The organism is Streptomyces sp. NPDC050422, from assembly GCF_044458665.1.
Taxonomy (GTDB): Bacteria; Actinomycetota; Actinomycetes; order Streptomycetales; family Streptomycetaceae; genus Streptomyces.
Map to the genome: position 1 here is coordinate 74,388 of NZ_JBITIE010000018.1, position 14,538 is coordinate 88,925.

The window sequence follows — 14,538 nt, forward strand, 5'->3', positions numbered from 1 at the left end:
ATGACCGAGGCGCAGGAATCCGAGCACGGCGGGCCGTCCGTGCCGCAGACCCGCACCGCACGCCACCGCCGGATCGTGGACATCCTGAACCGGCAGCCCGTGCGGTCGCAGAGTCAGCTGGCCAAGCTCCTCGCGGACGACGGGCTGAGTGTCACCCAGGCGACGCTCTCCCGGGATCTGGACGAACTGGGTGCGGTGAAGATCCGCAACACGGGCGGCGAGCTGATCTACGCGGTGCCGAGCGAGGGCGGATTCCGTACCCCGCACGCACCGCTGGGCGGCTCCGCCAAGGAGGAGCGGATGCGCCGCCTCTCCGCCGAACTGCTGATCTCGGCGGAGGCCTCGGCCAACCTCGTCGTCCTGCGTACGCCCCCGGGCGCCGCCCAGTTCCTCGCCTCGGCGATCGACCAGGCGGAGCTGCACGACATCCTCGGCACCATCGCCGGAGACGACACGCTCATGCTGATCAGCCGCGACCCGGCGGGCGGGCAGGCGCTCGCCGACCACCTTCTGCGGCTCGCGCAGAACGACCGTTGACGAGCGGTCAGTAGCGAGTGATCGCGGTCGGACCCGAGCGGGTCCCGATCGCGATATGCGGACGGCGGGCCGGATCGGCCCAGGCCAGGAGCCGGTCCATCGCGGCCGCCGGCACGGAGACGCAGCCGGCGGTCGCACCACGCCCGTTGACGTGCCGGACCGTAGACCGGCCGCCCCCGGGCCGCCTGCGGACCTGCTCCGTACGGCCCAGTCGCTCACGTCCTCACCCGTTGAGGGCTGTCCCGCAGTTCCTGGGCGGCCGGGACAGCCCTCAGGGGCAGCGGCGTCACGGCGAGGGCGGCATGACCGGCAGCGGGAGCGGCAGCCCCGGCAGCCCGTCCATGCTGGTGGCGATGTGTTCCTTCTTCTCGAAATAGGCGCTGAGAGAGGCGTCGTCCTCCCGTGCGAAGCGCTGCCCGTGCAGCGAACGGTCCTCGTCGTACGACATGAAGGGGACGCCGTATCCGCAGGTGTCCCGGATCAGTTCGGCCGTCACCACGATGATCGCCCGCAGTCCGTGCCGGGAGGGGTCGACCCCGTCGAACCGTCCGAGCAGTTCCGGGAAACGGGGGTCGTCGCGGAAGACCGGCTCACCGCGGCCGTGGACCCGCACGATGTTCGGCGGCCCCTGGAAAGCGCACCACATCAGGGTGATCCGCCCGTTCTCGCGGAGATGGGCGACCGTCTCGGCGTTGCTCCCGGCGAAGTCGAGGTAGGCCACGGTCTGTTCGTCGAGGACGGCGAACGAACCGCTGACGCCCTTGGGGGAGAGGTTGACCGTGCCCTTGGCGTCCAGCGGGGAGGTGGCGGTGAAGAAGATGGGCTGCGCCTCGATGAAGGTGCGCAGCCTTCCGTCCATGCGTTCATACGTCTTTCCCATGAGGCGGATTATCCGCTCCGACGCCCGTGGTGGCGGGGGATTTCAGCCGCTGGGACGGCCGCTCCGGACAGAGCCGGCCCGCGCCCGGCCGGCAGCGGCACCACGGCTGCGTGCGGTGCGCCCCTTCGCAGCTTTGACAAAACATACAGAGGACCGCATAGTTATGCTTGTTAGTGATTGCGGCAGTGGCTGCACCGTGGATCGCGCCGTGAGCAGGCATCCGTGACCGAGTGTGCTGCACTCGCACGGGGAAGCGGTCGCACATCCAACCCCCTGGTTCTTCCTAGGAGCACGCAGTGAGCAACGGCAACGGCAACGGCGACGTACGTCTGTGGGGCGCCCGCTTCGCGGACGGTCCGGCCGAGGCGCTGGCCAGGCTGTCCGCGTCCGTCCACTTCGACTGGCGGCTCGCGCCGTACGACATCGCCGGCTCCCGCGCCCACGCGCGCGTCCTCAACAAGGCGGGCCTGCTCACCGAGGACGAGCTGAAGCGGATGACCGCGGGGCTCGACCAGCTGGAAACCGATGTCGCGGACGGCTCGTTCATCGGCACGATCGCCGACGAGGACGTCCACACCGCCCTGGAGCGCGGGCTGCTGGAGCGGCTCGGCCCCGACCTCGGCGGCAAGCTGCGGGCCGGCCGGTCCCGCAACGACCAGATCGCCACGCTCTTCCGGATGTACCTGCGTGACCACGCCCGCATCATCGGCGGCCTGATCGCCGAGCTCCAGGACGCCCTCGTCGGCCTCGCCGAGGCCCACCCGGACGTGGCCATGCCGGGCCGTACGCACCTCCAGCACGCCCAGCCGGTGCTCTTCGCCCACCACGTCCTGGCCCATGTGCAGTCCCTGTCCCGGGACGCCGAGCGGCTGCGGCAGTGGGACGAGCGGACCGCCGTCTCCCCGTACGGCTCCGGCGCGCTCGCCGGCTCCTCGCTCGGGCTCGACCCGGAGGCGGTCGCCGCCGATCTCGGCTTCGAGCGCGGCTCGGTGGGCAACTCCATCGACGGCACGGCCTCGCGGGACTTCGTCGCCGAGTTCGCGTTCATCACCGCGATGATCGGCGTCAACCTCTCCCGGATCGCCGAGGAGATCATCATCTGGAACACGAAGGAGTTCTCCTTCGTCACCCTCCACGACGCCTTCTCCACCGGCTCCTCGATCATGCCGCAGAAGAAGAACCCGGACATCGCCGAACTGGCCCGGGGCAAGTCCGGACGGCTCATCGGCAACCTGACCGGCCTCATGGCCACGCTCAAGGCCCTGCCGCTCGCGTACAACCGTGACCTCCAGGAGGACAAGGAGCCGGTCTTCGACTCCTGCGACCAGCTGGAGGTCCTGCTCCCCGCCTTCACCGGCATGATGGCCACCCTCACCGTCAACCGCGCGCGCATGGAGGAGCTGGCCCCGGCCGGGTTCTCGCTCGCCACCGACATCGCCGAGTGGCTGGTCAAGAAGGGCGTGCCGTTCCGCGTCGCCCACGAGGTCGCCGGCGAGTGCGTCAAGGAGTGCGAGAGCCACGGCATCGAGCTCGACGAACTCACCGACGAGCAGTTCGCGAAGATCTCCGAGCACCTCACCCCCGAGGTCCGCACGGTCCTCAACGTGGCCGGCGCGCTCGCCTCCCGCGACGGTCGCGGCGGCACGGCCCCCTCGGCGGTCGCGGTCCAGCTGACCGAGGTCAAGGCGGACCTGGCGACGCAGCACGCCTGGGCGGCGGCCCGCAAGTAGTCCCAAGGGCATCGCGGGCTACGTTGGGGGTAGTCGATTCCTGCCGACGACGAGGAGCCCGCGATGCCGTTCGCCCGACTGACCACAGCGACCACCCCGACCGCCCACATCGGGCTCGGCCTGGCAGCGGTCGGCAGGCCCGGCTACATCAATCTGCACCGCGACCGCGACCTGCCGGACGAGCGCAGCGTCGAGGCGCTGCGCGCCCGTACGCACGAACTGCTCGACGCGGCCTACGCGCAGGGCGTCCGGTACTTCGACGCCGCCCGCTCCTACGGCCGCTCCGAGGAGTTCCTCGGTGACTGGCTGGCCGCCCGGCCCGACGTCCGCGACGTCGTCGTCGGGAGCAAGTGGGGCTACACCTACACCGCCGACTGGAGCGTCGACGCCGAGGCGCACGAGGTCAAGGACCACACCCTCGCGACGTTCGACCGTCAGCGCGCCGAGACCGCTGCCCTGCTCGGTGACCGGCTCGACCTCTACCAGATCCACTCGGTGACCCCCGACAGCCCGGCGCTCACCGACAAGGAACTGCACACCCGGCTCGCCGCGCTCGCCGCCGAAGGCGTCAGCGTCGGCCTCTCCACCAGTGGACCGGCCCAGGCCGACGCGATCCGGGCCGCCCTCACCGTCACGGTGGACGGCGAACCCCTCTTCCGTACGGTCCAGGCCACCTACAACGCCCTGGAGACCTCGGCCGGACCGGCGCTGGCCGAGGCCCATGCCGCCGGGCTCACCGTCATCGTCAAGGAAGCCATGGCCAACGGCAGGCTCGCAGGTACGGAGGCCCCCGCCGTGATGCGGGAGATCGCCGCCGAGGAAGGGCTGGGCAGCGACGCGGTCGCCCTGGCGCTCGTGCTGCACCAGCCGTGGGCCGGTGTCGTGCTCTCCGGCGCGGCGACCGTGGAACAGCTCGCCGGCAACCTCCACGCGGCCGTCCTCGACCTCGACGAGGAGCGCAGGGCGGGGCTGGACGCGCTGGTGGAGGAGCCGGAGGCGTACTGGCGTCACCGCGCGTCCCTCCCGTGGAGCTGAACCCTTCCCGCGCGCCTGTCACCTCGGACGGATCCACTCCCGTCGCATTGGACGGATCCACTCCTGTCACATCGGACGGATCCGGTACGTCAGTGCGGTGACGGCACACGACGTGGGAGGACGGCTGTGGACGGACACGATTTCCTGGCGGCACGCTTCGAGGAGAACCGGGAACGCCTCAAGGCCGTGGCGTACAGGATGCTCGGCTCCGACAGTGAGGCGGAGGACGCGGTCCAGGAGGCGTGGATCCGCCTCGGCCGCTCAGACAGCACGGCGATCGACAACCTGGGCGGCTGGCTGACCACCGTGGTCGGCCGGGTCTGCCTGGACATCCTGCGCTCGCGCCGCTCCCGCCGCGAGGAACCCCTGGAGACCGGCGCGCCGGAGGCCGACGTACCCGGCCGGACCCTGGGCCCGCAGCCCGGCGCCGACCCTGAGCAGCAGGCGCTGATGGCCGACTCGGTGGGCCTCGCGCTGCTCGTCGTGCTCGAAACCCTGGACCCGGCCGAGCGGCTGGCCTTCGTGCTCCACGACATGTTCGCGGTGCCCTTCGACGAGATCGCCCGGATCGTGGACCGCACCCCGGCCGCCGCCCGGCAGCTCGCCAGCCGGGCCCGCCGCCGGGTGCAGGGCGCCGACCCGGTGCCCGATCCCGACGCGGCCCGCCGGCGGGAGGTCGTCGACGCCTTCCTCGCCGCCGCCCGCGGCGGCGACTTCGACGCGCTCGTCGCCGTGCTCGACCCGGATGTCGTGGCCCGGTCCGAAGGTGCGGCCGGAGCCCCCTCGCTCGTGCGTGGGGCCGCGCACGTGGCCCGGCAGGCCATCATGTTCGCCCCGTTCGGCCGGTCGGCGCGGTTCGCACTGCTCGACGGCGCACCGGCCGTCGTCTCGGAGGTCGACGGGCAGCGGTTCTCGGTCATGCGGTTCACGATCGAGCGCGGAAAGGTCGTCGAGCTGTTCGTGATCAACGATCCCGCGCAGTTGCCCGGGCTCGACCTGCTCCTCCTCGGCGACTGAGCGGGGCGGGCCGGGGAACGGTCAGCCGGCCGTTCCCCGGCCGTCCGCCCACGCCGCCAGCGCGTCGAAGTCGGCCCGGTCCAGGCCGACCCGCGGATCTATCGGCAGCAGCAGGCTCTCGCCGCCCGCCCCGTGCTCCGCGACCCAGGCCAGGTCCCGGTCGGTGATCTCGTCGTCGACCCACGCGTATGGCCGACCGGCCGCGTACTCCACGACGTACCGCGTCTTCCAGTACGTCCCGTCCGGTGCGGCGCCGTGCATCTCCGGCCAGTCGATGTACGGCAGGGCGGGCAGCCCCAGACGCGGCCCGATCCACTCGTTCGCCTCGTCCTTCCAGGTGGTCGCCCAGATCAGCTCGTAGCGGCCGGCGAGCGCGAGCAGCTCCCCGCCGTGCGCCGGGTTGAGCAGAACGGGCAGCGCCGGTCCGCTGGTCCACCCTGTCGGGCGCATGCGGTGCCTGGTGTATCCCTCCGGCACGCGGCGGCGGGAGAGCGCTGCGTACGGATTGAGCGGACCGTCGATGTCGATCAGCAGCAGCGGCTTCATGCGGACATGGTCCTCCGGCCCCGGCGGACGGCGCGACCCCATTTTCGGTGAGACATGAGCGTCTCAAATGGGTTAGTGTCGTCTCATGACTCTTGATCGTGAGCAGGTCCTGCGCAGCGCCGCTGCCCTGCTGACCCGCAAGTCGACGGCCACCATGGACGAGGTCGCCAAAGCCGCCGGTATCGGCCGCGCCACCCTGCACCGGCACTTCGCCGGGCGGGACGCGCTGGTCAGGGCGTTGGAGGGGCTGGGGATCCAGGAGTTCGGTGCAGCCCTCGACGCCGCGAAGCTGGACGAGGGCACGTCTCAGGAGGCGCTGCGCCGGTTCGTCGCCGCGATCGAGCCGAGTGCCGGACTGCTCTCCTTCCTCGTGACCGAGAACCAACTCTTCGAGGGCGACGAGCAGAACGACGGCTGGGACCGGCTCGACGCCCGGGTCGCCGCGTTCTTCCGGCGGGGCCAGGAGCGCGGCGAGATCCGCATCGACCTGACTCCGGCCTGGCTGACCGAGGCGCTCTACGGGCTCATCGGCAGCGCCGCGTGGGCCGTTCAGACGGGCCGGGTGGCCGGACAGGACTTCGCGTACATGATCGTCGAGTTGCTGCTCGGCGGCGCACGCCGGAGCGTGGAGCCATGAGCAGCATGGAACTGCGACCGGAGCCCTCGCCCGACCTGTACCGCCCCGGGCGGTGGATCGCGCTGGCCGTGCTCGTGCTCGCCGTGCTGCTGGTGGCCATCGACGCCACCGTGCTGGGCCTCGCGACCCCGTTCCTCAGCGAGGACCTCGAACCGACCGGCACCCAGCTGCTCTGGATCGGCGACGTCTACTCCTTCGTCATCGCAGGGCTCCTGGTCTCGATGGGCAGCCTCGGTGACCGCATCGGCCGCAAGAAGCTGCTGCTGTGCGGTGCCACCGCCTTCGGCGCGGTCTCGGTGCTCAACGCATACGCGCACACGCCCGAGATGATGATCCTGGCGCGAGCCCTGCTGGGCGTGGCGGGCGCCACTCTGATGCCGTCCACCCTCGCCCTGATCCGCAACCTCTTCCATGACGCCCGCGAGCGGAGTCTCGCCATCGGCATCTGGGGAGCGATGGCCTCGGCCGGTGCGGCGGTCGGGCCCGTCGTCGGCGGATTCCTCCTGGAGCACTTCTGGTGGGGCTCGGTCTTCCTGATCAACGTGCCCGTCATGGCGGTCCTCGTCGTGGTCGGGATCAAGATGATCCCCGAGTCGAAGAACCCGGCGCCCGGACCGTGGGACCTGGTGAGCGTGGTGCTCTCCCTGGTCGGCATGATCGGGGTCGTCTACGCCATCAAGGAACTCGCCGCGCACGGCGGGAGCTGGGAGGTCGCGCTCTCGGGCCTCGGCGGTCTGGCGGCGCTCGTCTGGTTCGTACGCCGGCAGTTCCGGCTCCCGGCCCCGCTGCTCGACATGCGGCTCTTCCACCACCGGGGATTCTCCGGCGCGGTGCTCGCCGACCTGCTGACCATCCTCGGCCTCTCCGGCCTGGTCTTCTTCCTCTCCCAGTTCCTGCAACTGGTCCAGGGGCGCGGACCGCTGGAGGCCGGGCTCGCCGAACTTCCCGCGGCGGTCGGCGCGGTCACGGCGGGTCTGCTGGCCGGGACCACCGCCCGCCGCTTCTCCGTACGCGTCGTGGTGACCGGAGGCCTCGCCGGGATCGGCCTGTCACTGGCCGCGGTCTCCGCCGTCCACAAGGACACCGCCTATCCGCTGATCGGTGCGCTCCTGCTGGTCGTCGGGGTGGGCGCGGGCTTCGCGTTCACGGTCACCTCCGACGTGATCCTCTCCAGCGTCCCGAAGGAGCACGCCGGCTCCGCCTCCGCGGTCTCCGAAACGGCGTACGAGCTCGGCGCAGCCCTTGGCATCGCCCTGCTCGGCTCCATCGTCACCGGGGTCTACCAGGGATTCAACGCGCCGCCCGGAACCCCGCCCGACGTCGCGGCGGCCGCCCATGAGTCACTGGGCGGCGCGGTCGAGGCCTCCGCGGTGCTGCCCGAGCAGCAGGCGACGATCTTGGTCTCCGCCGCCCAGGAAGCTTTCGTCGACGGCTTGGGGGCTGCTTCGGCCATCGGCGCCGTCGTCCTGATGGCGACGGCGGTCGCCGCCTGGTTCCTGCTGCGCGGCCAGGAGCTGGAGGAAGGCATCGTGCACGACTAAGGGCTGTGCCGAGCAGGCCGTTCGAGGGCGGAGCGAATATCCGGACCAGGCCGTTCGCGGGGGAACGAACATACGGAAGGGCCCGTACCGCCAACCGGGGTACGGGCCCTTCCGTATGTTCCGTGCCGTGCCGTCGCGCTCCGGCTCAGGCGGCCTTGGCCTTTGTCGCGTACATGTCGACGTACTCCTGACCGGACAGCCGCATCACCTCGGCCATCACCGAGTCCGTCACCGCCCGCAGCACATAGCGGTCACGGTCCATGCCCTCGTAGCGCGAGAACTCCATCGCCTCACCGAAGCGGACCGTGACCTTGCCCGGCCGCGGCAGGCCGGCGCCGCCCGGCTGCAGCTTGTCCGTACCGATCATCGCGAACGGCACCACCGGTGCACCCGTCATCAGCGTCAGACGCGCGATGCCCGTGCGGCCCCGGTAGAGGCGGCCGTCGGGGGAGCGGGTGCCCTCCGGGTAGATCGCGAAGGCCCGGCCCTCCTCCAGCACCCGGCGGCCCGTCATCAGTGCCGCGACACCGCCGCGGCCGCCGTCCCGGTCCACCGGGATCATGCCGCAGCCGGTGAAGAACCAGGCCATCAGCCGGCCCTTGATGCCCTTGCCCGTGACGTACTCGTCCTTGCCGATGAAGAACACCGGCCGGTCGCAGCAGATCGGCATGATCATCGAGTCGATGAAGGTCAGGTGGTTGCCCGCCAGGATCACCGGCCCGGACCCCGGAATGTTCTCGATGCCTTCAATCCGCGGACGGAACATCAGACGCAGGATCGGTCCGAGCACTGCCTTGATGAGTGCGAGTCGGGACAACGGTTCCTCCGGTGTAGTGGCCGGGCCGGCCGAGGCGACGGATTGTGAGGGTCCATGCAGGTGAGGACGATACTCGCGGGTACTCGCTGATCGCACATCGGGTTCACTCAGTGGATACGCAGTGTTGACGTGTGTTTGCGCCATGTTCGTCCGGATGGCGCCGTCCGGACCGCACCGCTGCCTACGCTCGGTCCTCGCCCGGACAGGTGCCGGACATCACATGCGAGGAGCATTCATGACAGAGCGTGCGCAGGCCAGTCCCGGACGACGGACCGTCATGGGCGTGGGGGCCGCGGTACTCGGCTCCGCCGCCCTCGGCGCCACCGGTACGGCGCAGGCGGCCGGAAAGCCCGCGGGCGCGTCCGCCGGACACGGCCACCGCCTCGACCTGCCGGTGCCGACCGTCATCGGCCACCGCGGCACCAGCGGCTACCGCCCCGAGCACACGCTGGGCTCCTACCAGCTGGCCCTCGACATGGGCGCGCACCTCATCGAGCAGGACCTGGTCCCGACCAGGGACGGCCATCTCGTGTGCCGCCACGAGAACGACATCACCGCCACCACCGACGTCTCCGCCCACCCCGAGTTCGCGAGCCGCCGGACGACGAAGACGGTCGACGGCGCCGCCCTGACCGGCTGGTTCACCGAGGACTTCACGCTGGCCGAGCTGAAGACGCTGCGGGCCAAGGAGCGCATCCCCGGCAACCGCCAGAAGAACACGCTGTACGACGGCCGCTGGGAGATCCCCACCTTCGAGGAGGTCCTGCGCTGGGCCGACCGTGAGGGCCGACGCCGCGGAAAGCCCGTCTGGCTGTACGTCGAGACCAAGCACCCCACCTACTTCCGCGGCCTGGGCCTCGGCCTGGAGGAGCCGCTCGCCAAGCTGCTGCGCCGCTACAACCGGCACCGCGCGCAGTCCCCGCTGATCCTCCAGTCCTTCGAACCCGGCAGCATGCAGCGGCTGGCGAAGCTCGTCGCCGCCCCGCGCGTCGTGCTGCTCTCCGGCGCCGGTTCCAAGCCCTGGGACTTCGTGGTGTCCGGCGACCCCCGCACCACCGACGACCTGGTGAAGCCCGCCGGCCTGAAGTGGATGGCGTCCTTCGCGCAGGGCATCGGCCCCACCCTGGACCTGGTCATCCCCAAGGACGGTGCGGGCCGGCTCACCACGCCCACCACCCTGGTGCGGGACGCGCACGCGCAGGGCCTGATCCTGCACCCGTACACGATGCGCAACGAGAACACCTTCCTGCCCGCCGACTTCCGCCGGGGCACGGACCCCAACGCGTACGGAGACGCCTTCGGTGCCTTCGCGGCGTACTTCGCCACGGGAATCGACGGGATCTTCTCCGACAACCCGGACACTGCGCTGCTCGCGGCGGCGGACTTCGCCGGCAAGTAGCGGCGTCAGCACCCGGCCGGGGCGTGCCCCGGTCGGGTGGTCCCGGCAGGTTCGGCGACCGGCGGCCGGTATACCGGGTCGGGTGGGGGCGTGACTCCCATCGATCTTCCCCGGGCCGTGCCCGCCCCGGGCGCCGCGGCCGTCGTCCGCTCGCTTTACCCACTGGTCGGAGCCGAGGCGAGGGCGGAGGCCGCCGCATCCGCCACCGGCGCGGCCGTCGACCCCGCCGATCTCGAACAGACCGTCTGGCTGCGGCTGCTGGAACGGCTGGCGGACCAGGGCTTGCCCGCGGACCCCGCCCGGTGGGTGCGGGACACCGTCAGAGCGGAGGCCCGCCGGGCCCGCCGCACCGCCCGGCGCGAGCGCCCCTACCGTGACGAGAGGGCCGCCGACCTCACCGGCTGCCCGGAACGAGCAGCCCTCGGCGCGGACCAACGCCGGTTGCTGCGCGCCGCGGTGGACCGGCTCCCCGGCCGCTGCACCCGCTTACTGCGCGCGCTGCTCGCCCCGGGCGATCCCACCTACCGAGAGATCGCAGGGGAGTTGGGTATGTCACAGGGCAGTTTGGGTCCGATCCGTTCCCGATGCCTTGGATGTCTGCGCAGAATGCTGGCGGCGGAGGTTGTAGCTCCTGAACTGCGGGGAAAGGAGCGGTAGACAACCGGCGGATCAGGTGAGCGAGAGGCATGCGCAGATGGGCATGAGCGTGATCATCTCGGCGGCGAAGGCGCAGGACGCCGAACAGATCTTGAAACTCCAGTACCTCTGTTTTCAGAGCGAGGCGGAACTGTACGGGAACTACCGGATCGACCCGCTTGTCCAGACCCTCGACTCGGTACGCGCGGAGATCGCCACGAACCTGGTGTTCGTGGCGCGGCTCGGCGAGGAAGTCGTCGGTTCGGTACGCGGGTCGGCGGACCAGGACGGAACAGGGCAGATCGGGAAACTCTGTGTCCACCCCCGGCTGCAGGGACACGGCCTCGGCGCCCGCCTGCTGGGCGCGGCGGAGGCCGGACTCGCCGACCAGCGGTCGGCCACCCGCTTCCGGCTGCACACCGGACACCGGAGCGAAGGAAATCTGCGGCTCTACCGGCGTGCGGGCTACGCCCTCGTCGGCAACGCCACCGGTCAGGACGGGGTCCGGATGATCCTCCTGGAGAAGGAGGCCTCGGCGCCCGCCTACGTGACGAGCGCCTAGGACGGACGCGCGCGGCGCAGCCACATCATCCCGGTGACCGGAAGGATCACCGGGATGAACAGGTAGTCCCGGCCGAAGTACGACCAGACCGTGGCGTCGGAGAACGCGGACGGCTCGACCAGCGTCCACGTACCCACGATCAGTACGCCGACGAGCTCGGCGGCGCAGCACACCAGTGCCGTCCGGCGCGCCTTCTCGCCGCCGCGCACCAGCGAGTAGGTGATGAAGCCGTAGACGGCCGCCGCGGCGGCCGACAGCACGTAGGACAGGGGGGCCTTCCCGAAGTCCAGGATCATCTGGACGATCGCACGGGAAGCCGCCGCCACGGTGAACACGCCGTAGAACCAGACCAGTACCCGTCCAGGCCCGGTGCCCAGATCGAAGGGCTGTTTCTCGCCGGCGGCCGCTGCGGGGGTGCGATCGGTGTCGGTCACGGTCAGTTTCCCCAGATGTCGTAGAGCCGTACTTCGAGAACGGCCAGTACGACCGCGCCCGCCGCCACCGTCACCGAACCCCACCGGGTCCGCTCGCTCAGCGACAGGAAGCCCGCCGCCGGTACGGCGAGGAAGGCCCCGATCAGATACGCGATGAAAATGGTCATGCCCTGTTCCGGCCGTTCGCCGCGGGCCAGCTGCACGATCCCCACCACCAGCTGGGCCAGCGCCAGAGTCGAGACCACGGCCATTCCGATGAAGTGCCAGTCCTTGGTCGGCTGGTCCCGGTAGGCGGCGAATCCGCACCAGGCGGCGAGGGCGAGGGCGGCCACGCCGACCGCGATCGTCAGGGCGTCAAGCATGAGCCGAGGGTATTACGGGCGGCGAGGACCGTTGCGTGCGCCCCCACGCCCGCCCGTCGCCGCCGGCGGGAACGAGTGCCCGTGACCGGGCCGCGCGGACGGGCGGGCGACCGTGGTCTTGGCCACACGCCTATGTGCTCCCGGCCGGTGAAGGGTACGGCCGCGGAGGGTGAACCCCTTGCATCGGCGCAGGTCACAGCCATATGGCCGGAGATCTCCCCGGCCGTTCGGCCCCGGCCGACACACCATCCACGGCCGTCCGCTATTCGGACAGTCGGTTCGACGGAAACCTGACGTCTGTTTTACTTGGCACATGACCACGACGAGCAGCCGCATCCTTGCGACCGAGGCGATCACGACGCCCGGTGCTCGTTGTATGTGTCGAATGCGCGCCTTCTGAGGGCCCACGCCTGAGCCTCGCGCCCCGAAGCGAGCCCGAGCCCGAGCCGTCCGCACCCAGCGGAACGCGCCCCCAGCACGCTGCCCCGCGGCCACCGCCGTGCCCGGCCGTGCCGGAACCCCGCTCGGAACGTCCGATCGAAACGTCCGGACAGTCGCACCGGACGAATGCCCCGTGCCCGGCGGACACCGCGCCGCGCACTCGACAGTGACGGAAACCCTGTGATCACCACTACGGGCCTCACGAAGGTCTACCAGTCGCGCGACCGTGAGGTCACCGCCCTGGACGGCGTCGACCTGCACGTCCGCGAGGGCGAGGTGTACGGCGTCATCGGGCAGAGCGGCGCCGGCAAGTCCTCCCTCATCCGCTGCGTCAACCTGCTGGAGCGCCCCACCTCCGGCACCGTGACCGTGGCCGGCCAGGACCTCACCGCTCTCGCGGGCCGCGGCCGCCGCGCCGGCAAGGAACTGCGCGAGGCACGCAGTCGCATCGGCATGGTCTTCCAGCACTTCAACCTGCTGGCCTCCCGCACCGTCCAGGGCAACGTGGAACTCCCGCTGGAGATCCTCGGCGTCACCGGCCGCGAACGCTCCCGCAAGGCGCTCGAACTCCTCGACCTGGTCGGCCTCGCCGACAAGGCCAAGGCCTACCCCGGCCAGCTGTCCGGCGGCCAGAAGCAGCGCGTCGGCATCGCCCGCGCACTCGCCGGCGACCCCAAGGTGCTGCTCTCCGACGAGGCGACCTCGGCCCTGGACCCCGAGACCACCCGCTCCATCCTCCAGCTGCTGCGCGACCTCAACCAGCAGCTCGGCCTCACCGTCCTGCTCATCACGCACGAGATGGACGTCGTCAAGACGATCTGCGACTCCGCCGCGCTGATGCAGAAGGGCCGCATCGTCGAGTCGGGAACCGTCGGCGAGCTGCTCGCCACCCCCGGCTCCGAACTCGCCCACGAGCTGTTCCCGGTCGGCGGCACCGCCTCCGGCCCCGACCGCACGGTCGTCGACGTCACCTTCCACGGCGACGCCGCCGGCCGGCCGGTGATCTCGCAGCTCTCCCGTACGTACAACATCGACATCTCGATCCTGGGTGCCGCGATGGACACCGTCGGCGGCAAGCAGATCGGCCGGATGCGCATCGAGCTGCCCGGCCGGTTCGAGGAGAACGTCGTCCCGATCGGCTTCCTGCGCGAGCAGGGACTGCAGGCCGAAGTAGTCGACGACGCCGAACCCGTCGTCATCCCCGCACCGCTCACCAAGGAGGTGGCGAAGTGACCTGGTCCGAAATGCAGCCGCTGCTCACGCAGGGCACCGTCGACACCCTCTACATGGTTCTGTGGTCCGCGGTCGTCACCGTCCTGGTCGGACTGCCGCTCGGCGTCCTGCTCGTCCTCACCGACAAGGGGGGACTGCTGCAGAACACCCCGGTGAACAAGGTCATCGGCGTGATCGTGAACGTCGGCCGTTCGCTGCCGTTCATCATCCTGCTGATCGCCCTGATCCCCTTCACCACCTGGGTCGTCGGCACCTTCATCGGCCCGACCGCGATGATCGTGCCGCTGGCCGTCGGCGCCATCCCGTTCTTCGCGCGGCTCGTCGAGACGGCCGTGCGCGAGGTCGACCACGGGCTCGTCGAAGCCGTCCAGTCCATGGGCGGTTCCATCCCGACGATCGTCCGCAAGGTCCTGCTGCCGCAGGCGCTGCCGTCCCTCGTCTCCGGCGTCACCACCACCGTCATCGTGCTCATCGGCTACTCCGCGATGGCCGGTGCGGTCGGCGGCGAAGGGCTCGGATCCAAGGCCGTCACTTACGGATTCCAGCGCTTCGACAACCAGTTCATGCTCATCACCGTCGTGCTGCTGGTTGTCATCGTGAGCGTGATCCAGCTGATCGGCGACGGAGCCGTACGCCTGCTGGCCCGCCGAGGCCGCACCTCCTGAACTTTCTTTCTCCGAGCCCGCACTCCTTGTCCGGGCGCACCACCATCACCACCTGAAAGAGGCACT

Annotated in this window: 16 protein-coding genes; 11 read left to right on the top strand and 5 right to left on the bottom strand. The window is 70.6% G+C overall.

Annotation, left to right across the window (positions count from 1 at the left end):
• Positions 1–537: an arginine repressor gene (locus ACIBJG_RS27325; protein WP_385287303.1), complete on the top strand. Its 537-nt coding sequence runs from the start codon at positions 1–3 to the stop codon at positions 535–537.
• Between the two features lie 286 nt (positions 538–823).
• Here the strand turns inward: ACIBJG_RS27325 and ACIBJG_RS27330 are convergent, their stop codons facing one another.
• The gene (locus ACIBJG_RS27330) at positions 824–1,417 is read right to left on the bottom strand and encodes a pyridoxamine 5'-phosphate oxidase family protein (RefSeq protein ID WP_399311290.1); all 594 of its coding nucleotides are present in this window, start codon (positions 1,415–1,417) and stop codon (positions 824–826) included.
• 296 nt (positions 1,418–1,713) lie between these two features.
• On the opposite strand from ACIBJG_RS27330, the gene argH reads away from it, so the two are divergent.
• The 3 genes from argH (at position 1,714) to ACIBJG_RS27345 (ending at position 5,199) form a co-directional block, all read left to right on the top strand.
• Positions 1,714–3,147: an argininosuccinate lyase gene (gene argH / locus ACIBJG_RS27335; RefSeq protein WP_399311292.1), complete on the top strand. Its 1,434-nt coding sequence runs from the start codon at positions 1,714–1,716 to the stop codon at positions 3,145–3,147.
• A 63-nt stretch (positions 3,148–3,210) separates the two neighbouring features.
• A complete protein-coding gene (locus ACIBJG_RS27340) occupies positions 3,211–4,182 on the top strand; it encodes an aldo/keto reductase (RefSeq protein WP_399311294.1) in 972 nt (323 codons plus the stop codon).
• Between the two features lie 126 nt (positions 4,183–4,308).
• Positions 4,309–5,199 carry a sigma-70 family RNA polymerase sigma factor gene (locus ACIBJG_RS27345; protein ID WP_399311296.1) on the top strand — a complete coding sequence of 297 codons (891 nt, stop codon included), beginning with the start codon at positions 4,309–4,311 and terminating at the stop codon, positions 5,197–5,199.
• Between the two features lie 21 nt (positions 5,200–5,220).
• Here ACIBJG_RS27345 and ACIBJG_RS27350 read toward each other — a convergent pair whose 3' ends face one another.
• The gene (locus tag ACIBJG_RS27350) at positions 5,221–5,745 is read right to left on the bottom strand and encodes a hypothetical protein (RefSeq protein ID WP_399311298.1); all 525 of its coding nucleotides are present in this window, start codon (positions 5,743–5,745) and stop codon (positions 5,221–5,223) included.
• 85 nt (positions 5,746–5,830) lie between these two features.
• Between ACIBJG_RS27350 and ACIBJG_RS27355 the strand changes: the two genes are divergently transcribed.
• Complete coding sequence (locus tag ACIBJG_RS27355; RefSeq protein WP_399311300.1) at positions 5,831–6,382, top strand: TetR/AcrR family transcriptional regulator; 552 nt, start codon at positions 5,831–5,833, stop codon at positions 6,380–6,382.
• Positions 6,379–7,923 carry an MFS transporter gene (locus ACIBJG_RS27360; protein ID WP_399311302.1) on the top strand — a complete coding sequence of 515 codons (1,545 nt, stop codon included), beginning with the start codon at positions 6,379–6,381 and terminating at the stop codon, positions 7,921–7,923. Before ACIBJG_RS27355 ends, ACIBJG_RS27360 begins: the two co-directional genes overlap by 4 nt.
• A gap of 145 nt (positions 7,924–8,068) precedes the next feature.
• Here ACIBJG_RS27360 and ACIBJG_RS27365 read toward each other — a convergent pair whose 3' ends face one another.
• Positions 8,069–8,740 (bottom strand): lysophospholipid acyltransferase family protein, encoded by a 672-nt coding sequence (locus ACIBJG_RS27365; RefSeq protein WP_399311304.1) that lies wholly within the window; start codon positions 8,738–8,740, stop codon positions 8,069–8,071.
• A 235-nt stretch (positions 8,741–8,975) separates the two neighbouring features.
• On the opposite strand from ACIBJG_RS27365, the gene ACIBJG_RS27370 reads away from it, so the two are divergent.
• The 3 genes from ACIBJG_RS27370 to ACIBJG_RS27380 all read left to right on the top strand — a co-directional run bounded on the left by ACIBJG_RS27370 (position 8,976) and on the right by ACIBJG_RS27380 (position 11,337).
• A complete protein-coding gene (locus ACIBJG_RS27370; RefSeq protein ID WP_399311306.1) occupies positions 8,976–10,139 on the top strand; it encodes a glycerophosphodiester phosphodiesterase in 1,164 nt (387 codons plus the stop codon).
• A gap of 90 nt (positions 10,140–10,229) precedes the next feature.
• Positions 10,230–10,796 carry a sigma-70 family RNA polymerase sigma factor gene (locus ACIBJG_RS27375; protein ID WP_399311308.1) on the top strand — a complete coding sequence of 189 codons (567 nt, stop codon included), beginning with the start codon at positions 10,230–10,232 and terminating at the stop codon, positions 10,794–10,796.
• A gap of 37 nt (positions 10,797–10,833) precedes the next feature.
• Entirely contained in the window at positions 10,834–11,337 is a 504-nt protein-coding gene (locus ACIBJG_RS27380; RefSeq protein WP_399311490.1) for a GNAT family N-acetyltransferase, read from the top strand.
• Here the strand turns inward: ACIBJG_RS27380 and ACIBJG_RS27385 are convergent.
• Positions 11,334–11,771 (bottom strand): hypothetical protein, encoded by a 438-nt coding sequence (locus ACIBJG_RS27385; RefSeq protein WP_399311309.1) that lies wholly within the window; start codon positions 11,769–11,771, stop codon positions 11,334–11,336. The genes ACIBJG_RS27380 and ACIBJG_RS27385 overlap by 4 nt on opposite strands.
• A gap of 2 nt (positions 11,772–11,773) precedes the next feature.
• Positions 11,774–12,133, bottom strand: coding sequence for a hypothetical protein (locus ACIBJG_RS27390; RefSeq protein ID WP_399311311.1), 360 nt, complete (start codon positions 12,131–12,133; stop codon positions 11,774–11,776).
• A 621-nt stretch (positions 12,134–12,754) separates the two neighbouring features.
• Between ACIBJG_RS27390 and ACIBJG_RS27395 the strand changes: the two genes are divergently transcribed.
• On the top strand, positions 12,755–13,807 hold the full coding sequence (locus ACIBJG_RS27395; protein ID WP_399311313.1) for a methionine ABC transporter ATP-binding protein: 1,053 nt from the start codon (positions 12,755–12,757) through the stop codon (positions 13,805–13,807).
• On the top strand, positions 13,804–14,472 hold the full coding sequence (locus tag ACIBJG_RS27400) for a methionine ABC transporter permease (protein ID WP_399311315.1): 669 nt from the start codon (positions 13,804–13,806) through the stop codon (positions 14,470–14,472). Before ACIBJG_RS27395 ends, ACIBJG_RS27400 begins: the two co-directional genes overlap by 4 nt.
• The last annotated feature ends 66 nt before the right edge of the window (positions 14,473–14,538 follow it).